The 22,744-nt window shown below is 30.7% G+C and carries 18 protein-coding genes; 14 read left to right on the top strand and 4 right to left on the bottom strand.

Annotated elements, in window-relative coordinates; translation table 11 throughout:
• Nucleotides 1–14: 14 nt before the first annotated feature.
• The 9 genes from rplO to rplQ are packed head-to-tail and all read left to right on the top strand — an operon-like array spanning nt 15 to nt 4,962.
• Nucleotides 15–455, top strand: a complete 441-nt coding sequence (gene rplO / locus AXE85_RS00240; protein ID WP_021753537.1) for a 50S ribosomal protein L15 — start codon at nt 15–17, stop codon at nt 453–455.
• Nucleotides 455–1,759 (top strand): preprotein translocase subunit SecY, encoded by a 1,305-nt coding sequence (gene secY / locus AXE85_RS00235; protein WP_062171835.1) that lies wholly within the window; start codon nt 455–457, stop codon nt 1,757–1,759. The genes rplO and secY overlap by 1 nt, the downstream gene beginning before the upstream one ends.
• Before the next feature lie 6 nt (nt 1,760–1,765).
• Nucleotides 1,766–2,419: an adenylate kinase gene (locus AXE85_RS00230; protein ID WP_062174633.1), complete on the top strand. Its 654-nt coding sequence runs from the start codon at nt 1,766–1,768 to the stop codon at nt 2,417–2,419.
• Between the two features lie 15 nt (nt 2,420–2,434).
• On the top strand, nt 2,435–2,650 hold the full coding sequence (gene infA, locus AXE85_RS00225) for a translation initiation factor IF-1 (RefSeq protein WP_003144387.1): 216 nt from the start codon (nt 2,435–2,437) through the stop codon (nt 2,648–2,650).
• A 26-nt stretch (nt 2,651–2,676) separates the two neighbouring features.
• Nucleotides 2,677–2,790, top strand: a complete 114-nt coding sequence (rpmJ, locus tag AXE85_RS00220) for a 50S ribosomal protein L36 (RefSeq protein WP_021753534.1) — start codon at nt 2,677–2,679, stop codon at nt 2,788–2,790.
• A gap of 22 nt (nt 2,791–2,812) precedes the next feature.
• Nucleotides 2,813–3,178 carry a 30S ribosomal protein S13 gene (gene rpsM / locus AXE85_RS00215; RefSeq protein ID WP_006364579.1) on the top strand — a complete coding sequence of 122 codons (366 nt, stop codon included), beginning with the start codon at nt 2,813–2,815 and terminating at the stop codon, nt 3,176–3,178.
• A 25-nt stretch (nt 3,179–3,203) separates the two neighbouring features.
• On the top strand, nt 3,204–3,593 hold the full coding sequence (rpsK, locus tag AXE85_RS00210; protein ID WP_006364578.1) for a 30S ribosomal protein S11: 390 nt from the start codon (nt 3,204–3,206) through the stop codon (nt 3,591–3,593).
• A 35-nt stretch (nt 3,594–3,628) separates the two neighbouring features.
• Complete coding sequence (locus AXE85_RS00205; RefSeq protein ID WP_062171830.1) at nt 3,629–4,570, top strand: DNA-directed RNA polymerase subunit alpha; 942 nt, start codon at nt 3,629–3,631, stop codon at nt 4,568–4,570.
• A 23-nt stretch (nt 4,571–4,593) separates the two neighbouring features.
• Entirely contained in the window at nt 4,594–4,962 is a 369-nt protein-coding gene (gene rplQ / locus AXE85_RS00200) for a 50S ribosomal protein L17 (protein WP_062171819.1), read from the top strand.
• Nucleotides 4,963–5,550: 588 nt separating this feature from the next.
• Here rplQ and AXE85_RS00195 read toward each other — a convergent pair.
• Complete coding sequence (locus tag AXE85_RS00195) at nt 5,551–7,056, bottom strand: C69 family dipeptidase (RefSeq protein ID WP_062171815.1); 1,506 nt, start codon at nt 7,054–7,056, stop codon at nt 5,551–5,553.
• Nucleotides 7,057–7,700: 644 nt separating this feature from the next.
• Between AXE85_RS00195 and AXE85_RS00190 the strand changes: the two genes are divergently transcribed.
• Nucleotides 7,701–8,219: a recombinase family protein gene (locus AXE85_RS00190; protein ID WP_327058534.1), complete on the top strand. Its 519-nt coding sequence runs from the start codon at nt 7,701–7,703 to the stop codon at nt 8,217–8,219.
• 1,316 nt (nt 8,220–9,535) lie between these two features.
• Here the strand turns inward: AXE85_RS00190 and proC are convergent.
• Nucleotides 9,536–10,324 carry a pyrroline-5-carboxylate reductase gene (gene proC, locus AXE85_RS00185; RefSeq protein WP_062171801.1) on the bottom strand — a complete coding sequence of 263 codons (789 nt, stop codon included), beginning with the start codon at nt 10,322–10,324 and terminating at the stop codon, nt 9,536–9,538.
• 192 nt (nt 10,325–10,516) lie between these two features.
• Here proC and ung point away from each other — a divergent pair, with 192 nt between their 5' ends.
• Together ung and AXE85_RS00175 are read left to right on the top strand one after the other, a co-directional pair.
• A complete protein-coding gene (ung, locus tag AXE85_RS00180) occupies nt 10,517–11,173 on the top strand; it encodes a uracil-DNA glycosylase (RefSeq protein ID WP_062171798.1) in 657 nt (218 codons plus the stop codon).
• 340 nt (nt 11,174–11,513) lie between these two features.
• A complete protein-coding gene (locus AXE85_RS00175) occupies nt 11,514–13,394 on the top strand; it encodes a Tle-like phospholipase domain-containing protein (RefSeq protein WP_062171795.1) in 1,881 nt (626 codons plus the stop codon).
• 444 nt (nt 13,395–13,838) lie between these two features.
• On the opposite strand, the gene AXE85_RS00170 is transcribed toward AXE85_RS00175, so the two are convergent.
• Entirely contained in the window at nt 13,839–14,351 is a 513-nt protein-coding gene (locus AXE85_RS00170) for a hypothetical protein (protein WP_062171792.1), read from the bottom strand.
• 690 nt (nt 14,352–15,041) lie between these two features.
• On the opposite strand from AXE85_RS00170, the gene AXE85_RS00165 reads away from it, so the two are divergent.
• Together AXE85_RS00165 and AXE85_RS00160 are read left to right on the top strand one after the other, a co-directional pair.
• On the top strand, nt 15,042–16,220 hold the full coding sequence (locus AXE85_RS00165) for an acetyl-CoA C-acetyltransferase (protein ID WP_062171789.1): 1,179 nt from the start codon (nt 15,042–15,044) through the stop codon (nt 16,218–16,220).
• Between the two features lie 11 nt (nt 16,221–16,231).
• Nucleotides 16,232–16,849 carry a ribonuclease H1 domain-containing protein gene (locus AXE85_RS00160; protein WP_062171786.1) on the top strand — a complete coding sequence of 206 codons (618 nt, stop codon included), beginning with the start codon at nt 16,232–16,234 and terminating at the stop codon, nt 16,847–16,849.
• 214 nt (nt 16,850–17,063) lie between these two features.
• On the opposite strand, the gene AXE85_RS00155 is transcribed toward AXE85_RS00160, so the two are convergent.
• Nucleotides 17,064–22,229 carry a coiled-coil domain-containing protein gene (locus AXE85_RS00155; protein ID WP_062171783.1) on the bottom strand — a complete coding sequence of 1,722 codons (5,166 nt, stop codon included), beginning with the start codon at nt 22,227–22,229 and terminating at the stop codon, nt 17,064–17,066.
• Nucleotides 22,230–22,744 lie beyond the last annotated feature (515 nt).

Raw genomic sequence — 22,744 nt, 5'->3', positions numbered from 1 at the left:
AGGTGCTAGTCTAAATGAAATTACATGAATTACAACCGGTTGAGGGTTCTCGTAAAGAACGTAACAGAGTAGGTCGTGGGATTGGATCAGGAAACGGAAAAACAAGTGGCCGTGGTCAAAAAGGACAAAAAGCACGTAGTGGCGGCGGGGTTCGCCCGGGATTTGAAGGTGGACAAAACCCACTATTCAGACGTATTCCAAAACGTGGATTTAACAACGTAAACAGAAAAGATTATGCAGTTGTAAATCTAAAAGATTTAAATAAATTCGAAGATGGTACTGTAGTATCACCTGCTCTATTATTGGAAACAAAAGTAATCAAAAAAGAACTTTCAGGTGTTAAAGTATTAGCTAACGGTAAATTGGAAAGAAAATTAACCGTTCAGGCACATAAATTTTCATCTTCAGCCAAAGAAGCTATTGAAGCAGCTGGAGGAGTCTGCGAGGTGCTATAATGTTTAATGCAGCACTTAATTTATTTCGAGTTAAAGAAACTCGTAAGAAAATATTATTTACCTTATTTGGTATACTTTTATTCCGTATTGGTTCGTTCTTACCAATACCGGGCGTAGATGCAGATGTTCTTAAAAATCAAGATGCGTCTGGTCTATTCGGAATTTTTAATACATTTGCAGGAGGAGCGTTACAACAGTTTTCTGTATTTGCTATGGGTATCATGCCTTATATCACAGCATCTATTGTAATTCAGCTTATGCAAATGGACGTTATTCCTACATTAACCGAGTGGTCAAAACAAGGTGAAGTAGGACAGAAAAAAACTCAAAAGGTAACAAGAATCTTAGCAATTGTTTTAGCCTTTATTCAATCGCTTATTATGTCTTATGGATTTAACAATGCGTATAAAGGATTAATTAAAGACACATCAATTATAGGATTTATAACAGTGGCTTTAGTATTAACAGCAGGTACTGCATTATTATTATGGTTAGGTGACCAAATTTCTCAATATGGTGTAGGTAACGGTGTTTCAATTATCATTTTAGCAGGAATTATCGCTCGTATGCCGACGGAATTTGTTCAAATTTATGAATCACAAATTAAAGATGCTGAGAATCTTACTCTTGCAATTTTGAAAATTGTGATAGTTGCATTGATAGTTATTTTAATAGTAGCGGCGGTTGTTTATATCCAAGAAGCTATTCGTAAAATCCCGATTCAATATTCACAAGCAAGAGCAGGGCGTAGAATGTTAGGTGCAAGATCAACTTACTTGCCGTTAAAAGTAAATAGTGCAGGGGTTATTCCGGTAATCTTCGCTATTGCATTTTTACAGTTACCTAGAACAATAGCAATCTTCGCTCCAAACAATGAAAAACTACAAAAAGTAGTATCATACTTTGATTTCAGTCATTGGTTAGGTTTAACATTATATGTAGCATTGATTATTGCGTTCTGTTACTTCTACGTAATGGTTCAAGTTAACCCTGAGAAAATGGCGGACAATTTAAGAAAACAAGGAAGTTTTGTTCCAGGGGTTAGACCAGGTAAAAAAACTGAACTATACATTACAGGTATTTTATATAGATTAACATTTGTAGGTTCAATATTCCTAGCAGCTGTTTCGGTTCTTCCAACAATATTCACCAATTTAGCTAAATTACCGGCTTCTGTTCATATCGGTGGAACAAGTTTAATAATTGTTGTCAGTGTAGCACTAGAAACAGTTAAGCAACTTAGTACACAATTAACAGAAAGAAATTACAGAAGTTTTATTACAGGAAGAAAAGGTGGTAAATAAATTATGATGAATATTATTCTAATGGGATTGCCGGGGGCAGGAAAGGGAACTCAGGCAGATCAAATCAAAGTGAATTATCCAATTCCGCATATTTCAACAGGAGATATGTTTAGAGCTGCGATTAAAAATGAGACACCGCTTGGAAAAGAAGCAAAAAGTTATATTGATAAAGGACAACTTGTTCCTGACAGCGTAACTATAGGATTAGTTGAAGAAAGATTGAATCAAGAAGATGCAAAAGAAGGCTTTTTACTTGACGGTTTTCCAAGAACAGTAGAACAAGCTGAAGCCCTTGATCAAATTTTAGCAAAAACTAATAGAAAAATTGATAAAGTATTAAACATTGATGTAGATCCGACTATCTTATTACCAAGATTAACAGGTAGAAGAATCTGTAAGCAATGTGGCACTACATATCACTTAATCTTCAATCCGACAAAAGTTGAAGGTGTTTGTGATAAAGATGGTGGAGAGTTATACCAACGTAGCGATGACAACGAAGAAACAGTTGCAAATCGTTTAGAAGTAAATATTAAACAAACTAAACCATTATTAGACTTTTATAGTCAAAAAGAAGATGTAGTTGAAAATATTAACGGTGATCAAGACATCAAGGTAGTGTTCAAAGACGTGCAAAATATATTAGACAAACTGAAATAGTCAGGGAGGAAAAATATGGCAAAAGATGTCATTGAAGTAGAAGGTTTAGTAGTAGAAAACTTGCCAAATGCAATGTTTAAAGTAGAATTAGAAAATGGTCATATTATTTTAGCTCATGTTTCTGGAAAAATCAGAATGAATTATATAAGAATTTTACCAGGGGATAAAGTTACAGTAGAAATGAGTCCGTATGACCTGACAAAAGGTAGAATAACTTATAGATTCAAGTAAGTTATAAACTCAAGGAGGAAATAACGATGAAAGTAAGACCATCAGTAAAAAAAATATGTGACAAATGTAAAATAATTCGTCGTGGTGGTAAAGTATTAGTGATTTGCGAAAATGCAAAACATAAACAAAAACAAGGATAATTAATTAGGAGGTGCAAACTTAATGGCACGTATCGCAGGAGTCGATATACCTCGTGAAAAACGAGTTGTAATATCATTAACTTATGTATATGGTATAGGTTTAAAAACTTCTCAAAAAATCTTAAAAGAAGCTGGTGTTTCTGAAGATGTGAGAGTTAAAGACTTAACAGGTGAACAACTAGATAAAATTCGTGAAGCTGTAGATAACTATAAAACAGAAGGTGATCTACGTCGTGAAGTTTCATTAAACATTAAACGTCTAATGGAAATCGGATGCTACAGAGGAATCCGTCATCGTCGTGGACTACCGGTAAGAGGACAAAATACTAAGAACAACTCTCGTACTCGTAAAGGTCCTAAGAAAACAGTTGCGAACAAGAAAAAATAATTAGGATAGGAGGAGAAAATAAACTATGGCTCGTAAACAACAATCACGTAAACGTCGTGTGAAAAAAAATATACAAAACGGTATAGCACACATTCGTTCTACATTCAATAACTCAATAGTAACAATTACAGATGAACATGGTAATGCAGTATCATGGTCAAGTGCAGGAGCATTAGGATTTAAAGGTTCAAGAAAATCTACTCCATTCGCAGCACAAATGGCAAGTGAAGCAGCAGCTAAACAAGCTATGGAACATGGAATGAAATATGTAGATGTAACAGTTAAAGGACCAGGTGCAGGACGTGAAGCAGCTATTCGTGCATTACAATCTGCCGGATTAGAAGTTACATCAATTAAAGACGTAACTCCAGTCCCTCACAATGGATGTCGCCCACCTAAACGTCGTCGTGTATAGTAATAACGTAGACTAAACTTAGGAGGTTTAACATAATGTTAGCAATAGAAAAACCAAAAATTCATATCATCGAAGAATCAGATGACAAACGATTTGGTCGCTTTGTAGTAGAACCGTTAGAACGTGGATATGGGACTACATTAGGTAATTCATTGAGAAGAATGTTAATCTCATCATTACCGGGAGCAGCGGCTAGAAGTATTGATATAGAAGGAGTTCAACACGAATTTCAAGCTATAAAAGGTGTAGTAGAAGATGTAACTGAAATAATTATGAATGTTAAAAACATTGCATTCAAAATTCATTCAGAAGAAGATAAAGAAGTATCTATTAATATAAAAGGTCCGGCACTAGTAACAGCTGAAGATATTGCTATTGATTCTGATATTGAAGTAATTAACAAAGATCAGCATATTGCTACGGTAGCAGAAGGTGGACAATTTGAAATGATTATTTCAGTAGGAAAAGGTCGTGGTTTTGTTCCGGCTGACGGAAATAAAAAACGTGACTTAGCTATCGGAGTAATTCCAATTGATTCTATTTACACACCGGTATCTAAAGTAAACTATACAGTTGAAAAAACACGTGTAGGACAAAGTACAGACTTTGATAAACTTATTTTAGATGTAACAACAAATGGTACAATCACAGCTAACGACGCTTTGGCACTAGCATCGAAAATTCTTATTTCTCATTTAGAGTTATTTATGGAAATGTCGGAAGAAGCAAAAGCTGCTGATATATTGGTAGCCAAAGAAGAAGATAATAAAGTTCAAATGTTGGAAATGTCAATCGAAGAACTTGATTTATCAGTACGTAGTTATAACTGTCTAAAACGTGCAGGTATAAATACAGTTCAAGAATTAGCTAGCAAAACAGAGCAAGAAATGATTAAAGTAAGAAACTTAGGGCGTAAATCACTAGATGAAGTTAGAATTAAACTGGCGGATTTAGAATTAGGCTTTAGAGAAGAATAAACTAAAATAAAGGAGGCATACTAATGGGTTACAGAAAATTAGGACGTACATCAGCTCACCGAAAAGCGATGTTAAGAAACTTAGTAACTGCTCTACTAGTACATGGTAGAATTGAAACAACTGTTACAAGAGCGAAAGAAGTTCGTTCATTAACAGAAAAAATGATTACATTAGGTAAAAAAGGTGATTTGGCAGCAAGACGTAATGCGGCTAAGTTCATTCAACCTGTTGCAGTAGCAACTGAAGAAGGTAAGAGTCAATTAGCTCTTAAAAAATTATTTGAAGAAGTAGCACCTAAATATCAAGACCGTAATGGTGGATATACTCGTATTTTACGTGTTGGGCCACGTAAAGGTGATGGTGCAGAAACAGTTATTATAGAATTAGTTTAATAAAAATTTTTTCATACAACAATAACATACTACATACACACAACAAAACAACACATACAGCAATTAAACTAGTTTTAGAAGGCAAAAGAGTGCTTGAAATGCGTAGGAAAAGGCTACGACGTCTAGCTCTAATGTATCCCGGAATAACTCCGGGGTACACCTTTTGTCCCTTTAAATTAAAAATCTAATTATACTTTAAAAGATTACCAAGGGCAAGGTAGTCTTTTTATTTTGCACTAACGCTTTGGTAATTCTTTGAATTACATAAAACGCTAAAGTTTAGATAATTTTACAAATTTAAGTTTTAAATTAGGTATGGTATAAACTACATATAAAGTGAAAAAGATATAATAAACGTATAATAAAAATGCAATACACGATTGTACATTAAAGATAAAGCAATTACAGTGTAGAGCATATAAATAAGAATTTAGTTTTCAAGAAGAGTGATGAGAAAATTTTAATTCTTAATTGTTAATAATATTTTTTTCATGATATTTAACGGCTTATTAACATTCATGAGCCGTTCTCCTTTCAAGAGCCATGTGATATTAAAATCACATGGCTCTTTTGATATTTTTGATATATTTACGCATCAGATCTTGAGAATTTATTTTTCATTTCACAACTTGCTACATATAGTACATCGTTTAACAGAATATCTGTTTCGACTTTAAGGGCACGTGTGACTTCATCGTTAGCTTTTTCTAAGAAATCTTTTGCATCATTGTTTGAAATTTTTTCCGTAATAAATTTTTCATCATATTTATTTATTAATGCTGTCGATTGAGATTGAACTTTTAGTTGATAACGTTCGACAGGTGATGCGGTATCTGCAAAATGAGCATCGGAAAGTGCAGCTATTAGACGATTTGTCCAGTAAAAGTTATTTGTTGTAACTTCGTTAGTTGTATTTGCCAAATATTCCGGTGTACGATTTATATTTGTGTAAAACGGTACGATTGCATTAAAGACACAAGAACCGATCGCTAACCATTGAATACATTTTATTTCATCAGGCATATACGGTCTGATTTGGACTAAGCCTAAGAAGTTCGTGCGGTTAATACCGATTGGACGAAGGCTTCCTTTTTTCACTGAATGAATATCTTTTGAATAAGAATCGTACTCTGTTCCTTGGTAATGATGTGATAGTGCATATTTTATATCCTCAACCGTAATTTTTTTCTCAGGAACTCTCGCCCAAGGAATATTATCAGAATCGGGACGGTAATCAGCATTAATTCCATCATAAGTATTTGACGTTGGGTTGAAATAACGTTGAAGTATCCAAGCACGAGGAGTATTGTAAGTATGATCGGCATCACTTCTGCTACCGAAAGCATGACGTGGATTAAATTCTCCATCTATAGATAAATCAAGATGATATTTTTTTACAAAATCTTTCAGGTCAGCTGAACACATAAATTCTTTTTTAGCACCGTAAGCATCTTTCCAGTTGAATTTATCAATTCCAAGTTGGTTTGGCATAATAACGTAGCTATCGTCCGGAACACGACGTGCCATCCAGTGATGACCGCCGATAGTTTCTAACCACCAAATTTCATTTTCATCTTGGAAGGCGATGCCGTTCATTTCGTAAGTACCATATTTTTCTAATAAATTCCCTAAAAATGTTACGCCCTCACGTGCACTTGTGATATATGGCATAACGATGGTGTAAATATCTTCCTCACCTATACCGCCAAGTTGTTCCGGTTTATAGTTCGCATCACCCGGAGTACCGATAGCCGGTTTATATTCTACAAGAGGATCGGCACCTAAAACACGTTCATTAGAAGTAATAGTTTCAGTAGCACTCATAGATACATTATATTCATTTGCACCACATTGCCCCCAAATACCATTATCCAAAATTGCATTAGGTACAGCAGTGTAACGAACAGGATTGTTAGGTAAATCTATTTCTACTTTTGAAATTGCAGATTTGTATTTACGTGGTTGTTCTTCAGGTGAAACATTTATAAATTTTTTAGCTCTAAAAACTCCCGATGGTGAATCTTCCGTACGTGCGACCATTGTAGAACCATCAAAACTGGCATTTTTTCCGACAAGAATAGTTGTACATCCCATAGTATATCTCCTTTTTATTTGAAATTTTATACAATTAAACAATAATTTTTTTAATTAAGAATAGTACCTCTAAAGATTTTAGTTTGCTTATTCTTATAAAGTTTAAAAAATTATAACGTTCATAATATTTCGCCTCGGTGAAATATTTTCTATTTTTATTGTATTACTTTCGGATATATTATTCAAGGGATAAGGTGTTGTTGTAATAAAAAAATTTATTATTTAAAGAATATAAAGTTGAAAATTTCGCTAGTCATGGTTAGCTTTTAGTTGCTATTACTAATCATATCGTATTTAATTTTGTTTCGGCAGTATCGGTTATGATAATAAATAATTTTATGAATAATGGATTTAATTTCAATTTAATTTCTTTATTAATTCTTTATTTAAATCTTGGTTGAAGTTTTAAATATCGGTTTATTATATAACTTTTTTATTGAATAAAAATATAAAAGTTACAAATGAATACTAGATAATATGTTACATTATATAATTAAAGAAAATATTATATTAAGTACATATTTTAATTGTAAAATATATGCTTATACTATTGTAGGAGGATAATAATGAAATATGGATATGTTAGAGTATCAACTAAAGACCAAAATATTGAAAGGCAGTTGGTCGCAATGGGAAAGTAGAATATACAAGAAAATAATATATTTATTGATAAAGTTTCGGGGAAAGATTTTAATAGAAAAAGTTATAAACGTCTTATTAGAAAATTAAAAAAAGGTGATGAGTTATTTGTGAAATCAATAGATAGGTTGGGAAGAAATTATGAAGAAATAATAAATGAATGGAATTATTTGGTAAAAAAGAAAGAAGTAGATATTATAGTATTGGATTTTCCACTTTTAGATACAAGGGATAAGATAAATAATATAACCGGAAAATTTCTGTCAGATATAGTGTTACAGATATTATCGTATGTAGCACAAATAGAAAGAGAAAATACTCATAAAAGACAAATGGAAGGAATAAGAGAGGCTAAAAAGAAGGGGAAAAAATTTGGGAGACCGACAATTACAAAACCAAAAAATTATATGGATATTTATAACCTCCATAACGCCGGGAAAATATCACTAAGAGAAGGTGCCAAAATATTAAAAGTAAGTCATTCTACATTATCTAAATGGATAAAGAATACAGAAACAATTTAATAATGATGAATAATAGAATGGATTTAATATATTTTTTAAATTAGGAGAGTCTTTAATTTTTTATTACTCATATTTTAAGATATTTATTGAATTTAAACAAAAATATAAATTTAAAAGACATTTGTTTTTTAAATTATAGTGTTTTAAATTTAAAATGGAGTAAAATTTTAAAAGATGATTATATCTTGTATTAATGAAGGTATTAAATATTGTGTAAATAAAAGGGTAACTATATATTATAAGTATATTTGTATAATAGATTGTTATGTAGAGGTAATGTTTTTACAAAAATATTAATTTATATATTTATTATTAAAAAAATTCATGTTGAATAATAGCTAAAATTTTACTATAATATAGGGACAAGTGTATTTATACAAAAAACACATATATAATAATTTATAACTCTTAAAGTTATAATGAACTATTGAAACTAATATATATAAGGTTAATGTATAGTAATACTTAAAATAGTAAGAAAGAGAAGGTGAAAATTATGTAGTAAGGGTAGCAGTGTTTAAAATAGGGAAAATTGTATTAAGGAGGGTAAAGATACAACTGAAAAGGATAGACAATGACATTGTTACTTAGATAATTTATTGAAATATGGGCGGTAAATTATAGAATAAATAACAGAACATTAGAAACAGGAAAAGAAGCGAAAAAAAGGAAAGAATGAAGTTTTAACTATACGAACAGGGTAGGTTTTGAAAACTAAGAAATAGTAAACAGCCATAAAAATTAAAGAAGACGGTAATTACCGTTTTGGTAAACAGCAAGGGGAGGAACGAAAGAAACAACCCCTAAAAATAGGGAAAAGAATGCAGTAATATACAAGGGAGTAAAGAAGAAAAAATAAGGTAATAGTAATATAGAAAAATAAAAAGTGAAGTTTAAACTATAATAGACAGCAGCTTTAAGAAAAGGAAAGAAGTAAAAGAAAAAACGAAGAAATAACCATAATTTCAATAAATAAAGTTAATAAAATAAAAGAAAAAATAGATTAAGTTATCGTAAAAGGACTATAATTTAATTAAGATATGATAGTTTATCAATGGTTAAATTCTTTTTATAAAAGATTTTTAGCGTTGAGTAAAATTGTAGAGTGATTAATAAGATTTTGTTTCGGGATTATGATTTATTAGTCACCCTCAATATAAAATAATAATAATAATTTAAAAGCTGTTAACTAAACGAAAAATAAGGTAAATATAAAAATCACACTTGAGAAAAAATACTCATGTGTGATTTTTAAAGTTTAGTAATAAATATGTATTGACTTAAAATTCTCAATTATTAGTGAAGAGAAAAGGAAATTACATTTTTTTTAATTTTTCAAAACAAGCCCGTTCACATTCAATAACGGCACTTCTAAATCCTTTTTCCTCTAAAATTCTAATGGCTTCAATGGTGCTACCAGCAGGGGAAGTAACATCATCTTTTAGTTTTGCAGGATGATGACAGGTTTCCAACAACATTTTTGCCGAACCTAAAAGTGTTTGTGCGGCAAGTTTATAGGATATATCACGTTTAAGCCCGTTAAGAACAGCTCCGTCAGCCAAGGCTTCAACAAAAAGATAAGCATAGGCCGGACCCGAACCGCTAATGGCGGTAAGTGATGACATATCAGACTCTTTAATTTCTATACAAATGCCCAGTGTAGAAAAGATAGTATGAATGGTCGTTTTTTCTTCAGGTGTAATAAAAGTATTTGCACACATACCGATAACACCGGAACAGACTTCAACCGGAGTATTCGGCATTATACGGATTATTTTTTTATCCGGAATAATGTTTTCCATATCTGAAATAGACACGGCTGCTGCCATAGAAATAATTATTTTTTCAGCAATAATATCTTTTATTTTTTCTAAAATATCTGTAATAAGGTAAGGTTTAATTCCTATAATTATAAGATCGGAATTATTAACAAGATCATATATATCTTTACAAAAATTAACATTGTTTCGTTCGGCTATAATTTTTGTGCTTTTATCACAGGAATTTCTTATAAATATATTTTCTTTCGGGACAATATTTTTCTTTATAAACCCTTTTAGTATAGCTTCTCCCATTTTGCCGGCACCGATAAATCCTATTTTCATAAAAACCTCCTATAATTTATTATTATCTTCATTATAAAACTTTTTTTAAAAATTCACCAGAGAAATTAAGTAAAATTTAAAGATTTAGAATAAAATGTGGTATACTAATAAAGAATAGATTTTAAGTTGCTATTTAGGAAAAAATATTTTTATTGTTATCAATAATAAATTTATTATATAAGGAGTAATATTATGGACAAATCATGGAAAGAAATATTTAAGAATTATCAATATAGAAAAGAATTAGGCGAAACGGTAGATAATATAAATATAGTAAGGAACAGGGCAACTATTTTTCCTCCGAAGGAGCAAGTCTTTAGAGTTTTTGAACTACCTATTGAAGATATTAAAGTTGTTATATTAGGGCAAGACCCTTATCATAATGAAAAACAAGCTTGCGGTTTAAGTTTTTCCGTTAATGACGGAGTGGCATTACCTAAAAGCCTTATTAATATTTATAAGGAGTTATATGATGATTTAGGTATTAAACCGGCGAAAACCGGAAATTTGGAACCATGGTTTAAACAAGGAGTATTTCTTTTAAATGCGGTGCTTACTGTAGAAAAAAACAAACCTGCCAGCCATAATAATATAGGGTGGCAAAATTTTACGGACTATATTATTAAGACGATTTCTGATAAGAATAATAATGTTGTTTTTATACTTTGGGGGGCATATGCACGCAGTAAGAAGATGTTAATTGATACAACAAAGCATAAAATTATAGAATCTGCTCATCCAAGTCCGTTGTCAGCGTATCGTGGTTTTTTTGGAAGTAAACCTTTTTCAAGAACGAATCAGTTTTTAAGAGAATGTGGAAAAACGGAAATTAACTTTGATTTGAATTAATTTAAAAATATTTTTTATAAAGTTTTTTATTTTAACTTCTCTTAAACTTAGAGGAGTATACTAATAATCAGAACAAAACTTTTAATAATATTTTTTTCATAATATAGGGACTCGCTAATTTGCGGGTCTTTCTCCTTTTTATTGTTAGATTTACAATAATGAAGAAAATTTAAGGAATATGAAAAATTTTCCTTGATCTATTATTTCATTTTTGAACTTTTTTCTGGATATATTTTAACTTTAGTATAAAAAAACGATTTCATTGGCAAGAAATTATATTTTTTAGTATAATGGAGAAGCGTAGCGTAATAATATATTTAATAAAAAGGTGGTTATAAAAATGAAAAAACAATTTGGTGAAAAATTAATAAGATATTCCATTAACAAGTTAAAAATAGGTGTTAGTTTAACTTTAGTTGGAACATTTTTTATTTTTGGAAGTAATTTAGTAGAAGCTAATAATCTCGAAGTAAACGGTAAAGCGGATAATGTAAAAAATACCAACGAAAAAAATACAACAACACCTTTTAAAAAAATAGAATTAGATAGTAATTATGCTGAAAAAATTTCTAAAGGATTAATTGGACTGGAAAACGGAAAATATGACAGTTTACTTTTTAATAAAGGTACAAAGGTATTAGATCCAAATGCCGATGATGATAACGATGGAATTTTAAATAAAGATGAAATTTACATTTATGAAAAAAATGGGAAAAAATATTTAGGATATAACAGTCACCCATTATTAAAGGATAGTGACGGCGATGGTTTAATAGATACAAAAGTATCAGAATATAATAATAACTCTACTGATAAAGATAATGATAATTTACAATGGCATGTGACTGACAGAGATATGGCGCTACTTATGGAGCTTTGTTATCGTGACGATGAATATATAAATAAAGTTCTCAATAACAATAGAACTTGGAGTAAGGAAGATAATTATAGAAAAAATGGAGAAAAGGAAGGTAGAAAAGAATATGAATTAATGCACAACGAGTTGGCACCATATTGGAAAGTCAAAGAATTTTATCATAAAGATAGCGGATTTGATGCGGTGTTGTTTGAAACCAGAAGTGAACTTCCGTTTTTGAAAAATGGAACTGTCCAAGTGTTGGCAATTCGTGGAACTCAGGCGGAAAGTTTAAAAGATTTGACAAATGATTTTGTAATAGCGTGGGGGCAAAACCCTACTCAGGCAGAAGATGCAAAATCACTGATTAGATCGTATATTAATCGTGATGATATAACTAATTTATACATTACAGGGCACTCACTTGGAGGTTATTTAGCTCAACGAGCGGTAGTGGATGCGTATGAATTATCAATCAATCCGTACTATATAGAATCCGCACAAAAGAAAAATCAAAATTTTTATAATAATATTTTAAAAAAAGCCACTACTTTTAACGCACCTAAAGTAAATGCAGCCAGAACTATATGGAGTAAAGACTTGTTTAATTCAAGTTTATACAGCAAAAAATTGGCGCAATCAGGGGAAATAAAACATTATGGTGTAGAGAATGATGCTTTGGTAGGAAAAATATATAACGATAAAGATGTAATGACCATTATAGGAAAAACTGAAAGGGGACATAGTTCACGTTCTTATTTTGAAAGTATAGCTAACAACATAAAAAATTTCAAGATTGGTAGTAGAAACAAGTTAGATGGTGTTGGAGCTCAAGAAAAACCGCTTAAAACTTTAAAGCAAGTTTCACTAACAGATGAAGAGTATAAAAACTTATTTAAACCACGTTTAGTTGAAAATTCAATAGAAATAACTAAAAATGCCAAATTAACGAAAGAGGATATTTTAAGTAAAATAGATAAAACTAATCTTCCGGAAAATATAAAAATTTCATTTTCTATTCCAAAAACTGATAAGGAAGGAGAATTTAATGTACCGATTACTATAACTTATCTTGATAGAAATCTTACGGATACATTATTGAATATCTCTGTTAAAATTAAAGATTTGGATTTAACAGAGTTAAAAAATAAAAAAATGGAGATGGAAAATTTATTAAAAGAATTTTCAAGAAGCAAAGTCAATGATGAAGTAATTGAAAATTTAAAAGATTTAATAAAGAAAACAGATGATATAATTAATGATACAACCAAAACACAAGAAGAAATTTATTCAGAGGTTGAAAAACTTGAAAAGATTCTTAATGATTATAGAGTAAAAAAATTTCAAAAAGAAGATGAGCAATAATTTTAAGAAAAAAATTCTAAAATTAATTCAAATTGGGTGTAGATGTCCGTAATGTCGTTAATTATTGTTGGAAAATTCGGATAGAAAGAAATTAAATCGGTAAATATTTAAAACAAAATTATTTAAAGTATATTTTAAGTATAAAGAGTATAATAATGTCTTAGACAAAAATATTATTTCCATAAACTTAGCGACAATTGTCGTTTCTCCCTTTTAAGTAAAAAATATTTTTGTTTAAACCAATATTTCGGTTAATTCTTTATGATATTAACAGATAATAAAACTTTTTAATTTTTTTCATAATGTGGCTTGTCGCTCCCTAGGCAAGCCATTCTCCCTTTAAAGAGTATAATGCTCTTTTGTTATTTGTATATAAATTAGATATTGATGACTACTTTTAGTCAAAAAAATAGTGCAATCATTTTGATGACTGCACTTATTTTTTTAAAAGATAATGAAACTTTCTACATAATATTTTGTTTTATTATTACCGTGTTCATACTGTTTATTATTTAATCTTAAAGTCATTTCGCCTGTTTTTTTATTGGTAGCTACTGTAACGTAAGGAATTATAATTCTGTCACCTTTGATTTTCCAGCTTTCAGTTGGAGCAAAGATAGAGTCAGTAGCCCCTCCATAACCAACAAAAGTTTTTAAAGTGAAGCTGTTATCTTTTTTAAAGTAGATAATAGTTGAATCTGTTTTAAATAACTTCGTCAATCCCTCAACTGTGTAATCTTTTTTACTTTTGTCCAATTCAATAAAATTAGGATTAGCTCTAAGTTTTTTTAGAACATCTTCCGTATGGTATGTTTCCTTATTATAAGTATTTATTAAATCTAAAATATTACTCATAGAGGTGGTTGTAATTTCACCATTGCCGGCTGATTCGCTGACATTAAAACGAATTATATTTTCGATATTGCTGCCGTTTAGATTAATAAGACTGTAAATCATAGGTTTTAATATTTTTCCGGCTTCTTTGAAATCATGGTTATAATTATTACTGTTACTTGCTTTTGATGGAATATTTTTTTGTTTATAATTTTCTAAGGTATCAGTAATTTTATTTTCATAAGAGGGTAGCAGTTTATTTGTGTTTTCATTATTATTTTCGGTTATTTTTTCTCCATCTGCAATAGCTATAATTTTATTTTTATCATTAGTTGAATCTATTTTTGAGCAACTTTATCAGAACACCCTGTTAAAATACTAAGCCCTAAAACAAAAGTTCCTGCAATTTTTAATGTGTTATTCATTAGAATCACCTTCTTTGTTAATAATAAATTTTCTTCTTATCTTTGATACTAAAATTATAACATTTAAAATTTTAAAAAGCAAGAAAATGTTACAATAATATTACAAAAATATTAAATATTTATTTCTTTGGTATTTCTATTTTATTACTATAAACCTGAACTAAAAGCTAAGAATTTTAATAGAATTTATTTATTAAGCAGTTATGCTCAGCGGTTTATTAACTTAAAAAGGTTGTTTTCTAATCTAATGAATTGAAGGAGTAACATAGTAAAATCTATTTTTAACAAAATCACAATGTTTAAATCACTTCCTTTGATTATTTATTTGAACTTTCTTTTTTTTTATAGTAAAATATACACGATTAATTTAAGATAGGAGTTTAATTTTATGACTAGAGTTGCTATTGTTTCCGCTTTTCGTTCGGCAATCGGAGCGTTTGGCGGAAGTTTAAAAGATATTGATGTAGCAGAACTTGGGGCAAAAGTTGTGAAATATTCGTTGGACGACATAAACTTAGAATATAATTTGGTGGATGAGGTAATTTTTGGTAATGTCCTTCAAGGTGGTCTTGGGCAAAATATAGCTAGACAAATTTCTGTTAAAGCAGGTCTGTCTAAACAAACTCCGGCGTTTGTAGTTAACAAAGTTTGCGGTTCCGGGTTAAAGAGTGTTTTACTCGGGACACAGTCTATTCTGCTTGGAGATAATGACATAGTTGTTTGTGGTGGACTAGAGGTTATGAGTGGTGCACCATACTATACGAAAGGTATTCGCTTTGGGAAAAAATTAGGTTCTTTTGAATTGGAAGACAGTATAATTTCTGACGGTTTAACAGATGCTTTCGAGAATTATCATATGGGAATTACCGCCGAAAATATTGCAGAAAAATTTAATATTTCGAGAAAAGAGCAGGATTTTTTTGCGTTTGATAGCCAGAAAAAAGCTCAAAGGGCGATAGAAACCGGGAAATTTAAGAAAGAAATTGTCCCCATTAAAGTAAAAATAGGAAAGGAAGAATGTATTTTTGATACCGATGAATTTCCGAGGTTTAATTCTACTATGGAGGGGCTGGGAAAACTTCGCCCCGCTTTTAAAAAAGAAGGGACTGTGACGGCAGGGAATTCTTCAGGAATTAATGATGGAGCGGCGGCGGTTATTTTAATGAACGAGAAAAGAGCAATAGAATTGGGAATTGAACCGTTGGTGTTTATAGAAGGATATGCTACTTCCGGTTTGGATAATAAAATAATGGGTTTAGGCCCTGTTCCGGCTGTTAATAAAGTATTGACAAAGTTAAACATTTCAAAAGAAGAGGTTGATTTATTCGAGTTGAATGAGGCGTTTGCAGCACAGTCGCTGGCAGTTATTAACGAATTAGGTGTGGACAGTGAAAAAGTAAACATTAATGGAGGGGCTATAGCCCTTGGGCATCCGATAGGAGCGAGCGGAACAAGAATTTTAGTGAGCCTTGTTCATGAACTTATTCATGAAAATAAGAAACGAGGTCTTTGTTCACTTTGTATAGGTGGAGGACAGGGTATAGCACTTGTTATACATAGAAATTAAGAGGTGGTATTATGGTAAAATATTATGCGGTAAGCAAGGGAAGGAAAGTAGGAATATTTTTAACCTGGGACGAATGTAAAGAGCAGGTTCACGGATATAAGGGTGCCGTATTTAAAAGTTTCAGCACCCGAGAAGAAGCGGAAAACTTTTTAACAGCGGGTAATATGAAAAAAGAAGTTGAAGCTGAAAAAATTAACGGTTTTTACGCTTATATTGATGGAAGTTTTGATAAAAGAACGGGAGTGTACGGTTCCGGTATTGTTATTGTAAATAATGATAAGAAATATCAAACTAAATTAGCAGGAAACGATAGAAGATTGGCACGATTTCATAATGTTGCTGGTGAAATAGAAGCGGCGAAATTTGTTACACGTTATGCAAAGGAGAATAAAATACCGGAAATAACGTTATTCTATGATTATCAGGGCATTGAATCATGGGTGAGCGGAGCATGGAAGGCGAATTTGGCGTATACTCAACATTATGCTCAATATATGAATAAATTATTAGAAGTGGTTAAGGTAAATTTTGTTAAGGTTAAAGCACATAGTGGTGTGAGATTAAATGAACTTGCTGATAAATTGGCAAAACAGGCTATAGAGGAATTTAAAATTAAAAATAATATTTAAAAATATTTGTTGTAAAAAATACACAGTTTTAACCAAAAACTGAAAATTTTATAAAAAATTATATGTTAATAGTTAGATATAATGGTTCGTTAGATTTGGAAATTTGCTTTAAGAGTATTTGTCAAATCTAACGAATCGGACAAGAGCGACTTGATAAAATTAATCAATTTTATCAAGTCGCTCTCTTGTATTTTCTATAATAATCTAAAAATTATTAATGTTTGTTTTTTCTGCGTTTAGTTAATAAAACTACACCCAGTCCTAAAGTTATAGCACCTATTAATAGAGTAGATTTATTTTCTAAACCTGTTTTACTTAGAGTTTTTGTAGAATTTAATGTTGAGTTGGTTGGTGTAATATTTGAAGTTGGCATAATATTAGGCTTGCGGTCATTGTCGGTATTATGTTTTTTAGAATTAGACACAATAGCAAATTTACTAAAATGATCTATTTCAAATTTTAAAACACCATTTTCTACCCTAGATTTAATTAATTCCAATTCACCGTTATCTTTAACATGGTAGACGGCAACATCTTTTTCTTCAGCTTTAAGAACTATTGCCACCGTACGTTTTTCGTTTGAATTTATAACTTTATTATCTTTATCAAGAAGTTTTAAATCAAATATTCTGATTTTGTTATCGGCAGGTAAATTTAATTTTTCTAAAATAGATTTAGCCAAAGCTGCATCGTTTATTTCATCTGCTGATAAACCTTTTGCTTTAGTATTACCTGATAATTCAACACTTACTCCGGTTTTATCGTTGTTAAAAATTTGTTTGGCAACATCTTCTGTAGGTTTATTTGGAGTTTGGTCGTTTGTGTTAGAGTTGTTATTATCTTGGTTGTTATTGTTGTTTTGATTATTACCTTGGGTATCATCAGGTTTAGAGTTATTATTTTGATCTTTACCTTGATTGTCGTTGGAATTATTGTTTCCGTTACCTGAGTTATTGTCATCGCTTGGTTTAGTATTTTTATTTTTATCATACTCTTTAATAGCGTTATCTAATTCCTCTTTAGCGGCTTTTATTTCATCTACAGATTTTGGATTATCATAAATTTTTTGAACTTTTTCAACAACTTCATTAAGTTTATTGTAAGCATCTTTATTTATGCTGTCTTTATCTTTATCATCTTTGATAAGGATTTTAGCTGTTTCTAATGGAATTAGTAATTTAGTTTTTTCCGCTTCTAATTTTTCATTTTCATTAGGTTTGTTACCTTGGTTATCGTCAGGTTGAGAAGTTTCTTTTAAATTTTCAATATCTTTATTTATTTCCTTTAGTAATGCTTCTCGTTTATCTTCAAGATTTCTGGTAGTTTTTGCTTTTTCTATAAAATCTTTAGCATTGTTTATAGCTATTGTTAATTTAGATTTAGATTCTTCGGTATAAGTTTTTTCTGATAATTTTTTATTTGCTTTTGTTATAGCTTCTTCTAATTTTCCGGTATCATAACGTAACATGTAAGAATAGTTATTGATAGCGTCAAATAAATCTTCTATTTCGTTAGAAGAAGGATTTTCTTCTAATAACGCTTCTAATCTGTCAACTTTTTCTTGTAGATAGTGATCAACTTTATCTATACTTTCTTTACTGTATTTACCGCTATTTTTATCAAGGTTAAAGTTAGCTAATAGTTGTTCGTTTTCACGTCTTAAACGAATAAGGAAATCATATTGTATACGTGCTTTACGTAATTCAACATAAGCTGTGCTGATTTGTTCGTTCGTAGCGGAGTTGTTATTTAGCACGCTTTGTGCATTGTTGATTTTGTTGTTGAAATTATCTACTATTTTTTTATCTTTTTCAACTCCATTTTTTTTGAATACACTTGTCCAACTTTCGTAATATTTACTGGTTGCTGTTTTGAATAATGTTTGAAGTTCTTCTCTGCTACCTTCATTGTTGTTATCGGTAGGATAAGAAATTTCTAAAGTGGCCTTATTTACGTGTTGCTCCATTCCGAATACAGGACTGTTTGCGTAAGTGTTCACATTTATTTTTGTAGGTTTTCCTTCTACAGAAATACGCAGTTTAGTCGGATATTTATAGGTATTGGATTGACCGTTGAAAGTTAATGTTATTTCTTTTTCTTCAAGGACGGTTGTATCATGTTCAGCATTATTGTCATCAAATGTTGTTAATTTGCTCAGAACACCTGATGGTTGATTTTTATTATTGTACATTGGTTGAAGAATTAATTCAATATAATTTTTCTCGTTTTCTGTAACAAAATATGCTTCTTTAAGAACGGCATTAGTCATCGAATTGCTGCTTTCTCCGAATTTCTTGAATACTGCTTCTACTTTTGTTTTACTTTGATTTACTTCATCGTTAGGTTTTGAATCTTCTGATTTATTAAAGGTATCAAGTGCAGAAGTTAAATTAGTTAATGCTTGAGAGATTTCTTCATCCGTAGCATCTGTTTTACCATAAACTTTTTTGGCTTTTTCAAGTTCATTTTGCAATGCGGTATATGCTGCTGATGATTTCTTCCCTTGTTTAACCGCTTCTACTTCTTTAATTTTAGCATTAAGCCCGTCTTTGTTGGCAGGTTTTTCTTTGTCATCTGTATCCGGTTTTAAATCTTGAACAGCAAGTTTTAATTGTTCTATGAAGTAATCGTTAAGGTTTGTGTTTACTTTATCGTCTGTACCGTGATCGTCAGGTGTAAGTTTCGCATTTTCAATATATTTTTTGGCTTTTTCTATAATTTGTTGTAATGCTTGACGAGATTTTGGACTGTTAGTTGTATCTTTCAGTTTTTCTTCCGCTTTAGCCACTTCTTTTTCTAACGGAGTTGTATCAACTCGTAGATAATCACCTATATTTTGAAGTTGTCCGATTATCTCATCAATAGTTTTGTAAACGATAGTTTCACGTTGTTCACCGTGTTCATCGGTAAGAGTTTCTTTAGTACCTTCCACATCAGATGCTTGAAGATTATTAATGCGTTGTTCCAGTTTGTCTAATTTATCTTTTACAAGTTTAATACTTTCTTTAGTATAATCTTTATTATTTTTCCAGAAGTTTTCGTATGTATCTTTTTGCCCTTCAAGTGAAAGCTGCATATTAGCTAATGCGTCAAGTTTTGTATTCTCATCTAATAACTTGTGGACAAGAGATGATACTTCTTCTTTTGAAAGTGAATCTTTTTTTAGAAGATTAGCTGCCTGTGTTTTTAATTGTTCTAATTGTGTTTTGAATTTATCAGGTACTTTTTTATGATTTTCTTGAACTTCTTTTTTATTAAAATAATCAAGTTGTTTTTGTAGTTCTTCTTTTAACGGATCTTTTTTAGTTTCATCAGAAGAAGATTTAGACGAGTAGTCTAGGAATAAGTCCGTATTTGCAGTATGGTGATAAATTCCATCATCTCCTAAGTGCATAGAATCTTTAAATTGAATATCGCCTAGGAGTGCCAATTCAATATTAGATTTGTCGCTGTAGACTGTAAGTTTGATTTTTGTAGGATATTGTTTACCCTTAATAGTAGTAGTTTCAACAGTTTCACTGTCTGCATTAGCGTTGCCGGCACTGTTATATTTGAATGTTCCTACAAGTGCAAATTCGACATTACCTGAAGAGTCTAATTTAGGTTCAAGGTTAAGATAAATTTCATTTTTGCCATTACCTAATTCATGAACTTCAATATTTTTTATAATTGAAGATAAGTCCCTATTATATTCGCCTATGGCATCAGTATCCTCGCCACGTTTAACAAATTTACCCTTTATATTGTAAGGTTTGGCAGTGTCCTGTTTTTGATCTTGTTTTTTCTCAGGAACTTGTTCACCTTTTTCGCCGTTTGTTTTAACTAAGCCGTTTATAGAATCACGTAATTGTTTAACAAGCTCAGGGGTATTATTAATTTGCGGATGGAATTTTTTGTTTTGTTCAATCCAATCTTTTGAATGGCGTAATGCGATAGAGAATTTACCCCATGTTAGAGGTGTATATTCACTCTCCATTTTTTGTTCGCCGATTTTAATTAAATCTTCTAATTCGCTTGTATTATATTTTAAATATTTATAATGAGAATTTTCAAACTCTTTAATTAAGCTGACCAACTCTTTAATATTTTTTCCGTTTTTAAGTTTAGGAACACTTTCAATATAATTTTTGTAATCTTTAATACTGTTTTCTGTGTAAATATCTTTAGTATATATGCTAAATGTTTCAAGAAGTTTTGCAACTTTAATATCTAATACTTCACGCAAGGTAGCAACATCTTCAGCTTCATGAATAGGAGTTGCTATTTTATAAAGTTTATCATAGTTGGCATTAGGGTCACGTTTTAATTTTTCCAATTCATTTATAGCTGTACTGATTTTTGCCCGTTCAGTTATGTCCGAATCAATAACGGTGTCTTTTGTTGTAGCCGGAGAAAGTAGCCATTCGTTTACTTGGCGACCTCGGTCAATCCATTTTTGAATTTTTGACTCCAATTCTTCACGATATTTAGGAATACCGTTAGAGCCGTCAGCATTAGGTTTAGCTTGCAATTTAGAATAGTCAATATCAAGTGCAAAGGCTCCGGTTTGATGTTTATTCCCATGTTTATCAAGATAGGTCATATTAGTAACTATTATTTGTTCTGCTTTTAATTCTCCGGGAATGCTGAAAGCAACTTGTTTTTGATCTTCGGCAGAAGGACCTAGGTGAACTGTAGGGTCTATTGCAGAAATTTTGTTTACAGTAAATGAGGTGATTTTACTTACTTCGTCAGGATTTGCAACAAGGTTTATTTCCAGATCTTGCCCCTTTTTGTAAACCCCAAGCAGGTTATCTTTAAACAGTTTTTTTATTTCTTCGCTGTTTGAATTAGCAGCTTTTTTATAAAAATCTTGTTGACCGTCGCTATCGCTTTTAACCATTTTAGGAGTGGTAAAGTTGGTAGTTGTATAAAAACCGTCATTAGTAAGGTGCTGACTTCTTTCAAAATTAAAAAGATTTGTGAAGTAGTCAAGGGTTCTTATCGCATTTTGAGCAGTTTTTTCTGTATATGAGTTTGCATCAAGTTTTGCTTTAGCGGCGGCAGCTTCACTCCACATATTGTACCAAGGTGTAGTGTCAATGACATCTTCAGGAACTTGATGATTTTCAAAGGTTATGTGATAGTAAGGAAATTTTGATTCTTTATGGTAAAACATAGTTCCCAAATATCTATTTGTCAAATTTTCATCGGCAAAAATTTTATCAATAACAGTTTTTAATTGTTCTTTAGTTTTAGAAGATGCAGGTTCATCTCCAAAATCAGCTTTAGCTACATGGTTTGTTTGAACACCCGGCCATGCTACAGCGGTTACACCTCCTATCGTCATAGCCAGCGCTACAGTTATACCGGATTTTAATAATTTGTTTTGTGTTTTCATGTTTATCTCCTTTAATTTATTTCTAACTTCAAGAAATTTTAATATCAGAAAATAAGTTCACCCCTTTCTAAAATTATTAAAAATTTCCTGAACTTAATTTTTATTCATAACATAATATACTATATCATAAAACCGTTTTAAATGAAAGAGATTATCAATATCTTTTAATAAAAAATATAAATGCTGATAAAACAGCCTTTTTGAATTTAAAATAAATTATAATCTAATAAATAGTTATATATAATAAAATTTAGTTTTCATTTTCAATTATGTCCACTCAATAATAATAAAAATATATTTTAGTGTTTAATAACGGTGTGTTATTTTGCAAATATTCTAACAATGGGTAGTAGTATGGACGCCTACAACTACAAACATTGCTATTAGGCTTGTTGTTATTCTTAGTGATGGGATACCGGCTTCACTTGAGGGTATATGTTCAGGTGAACCTTAAGAAATTTACTGTGTACATTAATAACGGAATAAATATTTATACCGAACGTAGGTCATTTTTA

The sequence above is a fragment of the Gemella sp. oral taxon 928 genome (genome assembly GCF_001553915.1).
Lineage (GTDB): Bacteria > Bacillota > Bacilli > Staphylococcales > Gemellaceae > Gemella > Gemella massiliensis.
This window is presented reverse-complemented; position numbering and strand designations above follow the sequence as displayed.

What these genes read in the sequence shown, in the direction of transcription:
- rplO (WP_021753537.1), top strand. Translation starts at nt 15, where the DNA reads ATGAAATTACATGAATTACAACCGGTTGAGGGTTCTCGTAAAGAACGT.
- secY (WP_062171835.1), top strand. Translation starts at nt 455, where the DNA reads ATGTTTAATGCAGCACTTAATTTATTTCGAGTTAAAGAAACTCGTAAG.
- AXE85_RS00230 (WP_062174633.1), top strand. Translation starts at nt 1,766, where the DNA reads ATGAATATTATTCTAATGGGATTGCCGGGGGCAGGAAAGGGAACTCAG.
- infA (WP_003144387.1), top strand. Translation starts at nt 2,435, where the DNA reads ATGGCAAAAGATGTCATTGAAGTAGAAGGTTTAGTAGTAGAAAACTTG.
- rpmJ (WP_021753534.1), top strand. Translation starts at nt 2,677, where the DNA reads ATGAAAGTAAGACCATCAGTAAAAAAAATATGTGACAAATGTAAAATA.
- rpsM (WP_006364579.1), top strand. Translation starts at nt 2,813, where the DNA reads ATGGCACGTATCGCAGGAGTCGATATACCTCGTGAAAAACGAGTTGTA.
- rpsK (WP_006364578.1), top strand. Translation starts at nt 3,204, where the DNA reads ATGGCTCGTAAACAACAATCACGTAAACGTCGTGTGAAAAAAAATATA.
- AXE85_RS00205 (WP_062171830.1), top strand. Translation starts at nt 3,629, where the DNA reads ATGTTAGCAATAGAAAAACCAAAAATTCATATCATCGAAGAATCAGAT.
- rplQ (WP_062171819.1), top strand. Translation starts at nt 4,594, where the DNA reads ATGGGTTACAGAAAATTAGGACGTACATCAGCTCACCGAAAAGCGATG.
- AXE85_RS00195 (WP_062171815.1), bottom strand. Translation starts at nt 7,056, where the DNA reads ATGGGATGTACAACTATTCTTGTCGGAAAAAATGCCAGTTTTGATGGT.
- proC (WP_062171801.1), bottom strand. Translation starts at nt 10,324, where the DNA reads ATGAAAATAGGATTTATCGGTGCCGGCAAAATGGGAGAAGCTATACTA.
- ung (WP_062171798.1), top strand. Translation starts at nt 10,517, where the DNA reads ATGGACAAATCATGGAAAGAAATATTTAAGAATTATCAATATAGAAAA.
- AXE85_RS00175 (WP_062171795.1), top strand. Translation starts at nt 11,514, where the DNA reads ATGAAAAAACAATTTGGTGAAAAATTAATAAGATATTCCATTAACAAG.
- AXE85_RS00170 (WP_062171792.1), bottom strand. Translation starts at nt 14,351, where the DNA reads ATGATTTACAGTCTTATTAATCTAAACGGCAGCAATATCGAAAATATA.
- AXE85_RS00165 (WP_062171789.1), top strand. Translation starts at nt 15,042, where the DNA reads ATGACTAGAGTTGCTATTGTTTCCGCTTTTCGTTCGGCAATCGGAGCG.
- AXE85_RS00160 (WP_062171786.1), top strand. Translation starts at nt 16,232, where the DNA reads ATGGTAAAATATTATGCGGTAAGCAAGGGAAGGAAAGTAGGAATATTT.
- AXE85_RS00155 (WP_062171783.1), bottom strand. Translation starts at nt 22,229, where the DNA reads ATGAAAACACAAAACAAATTATTAAAATCCGGTATAACTGTAGCGCTG.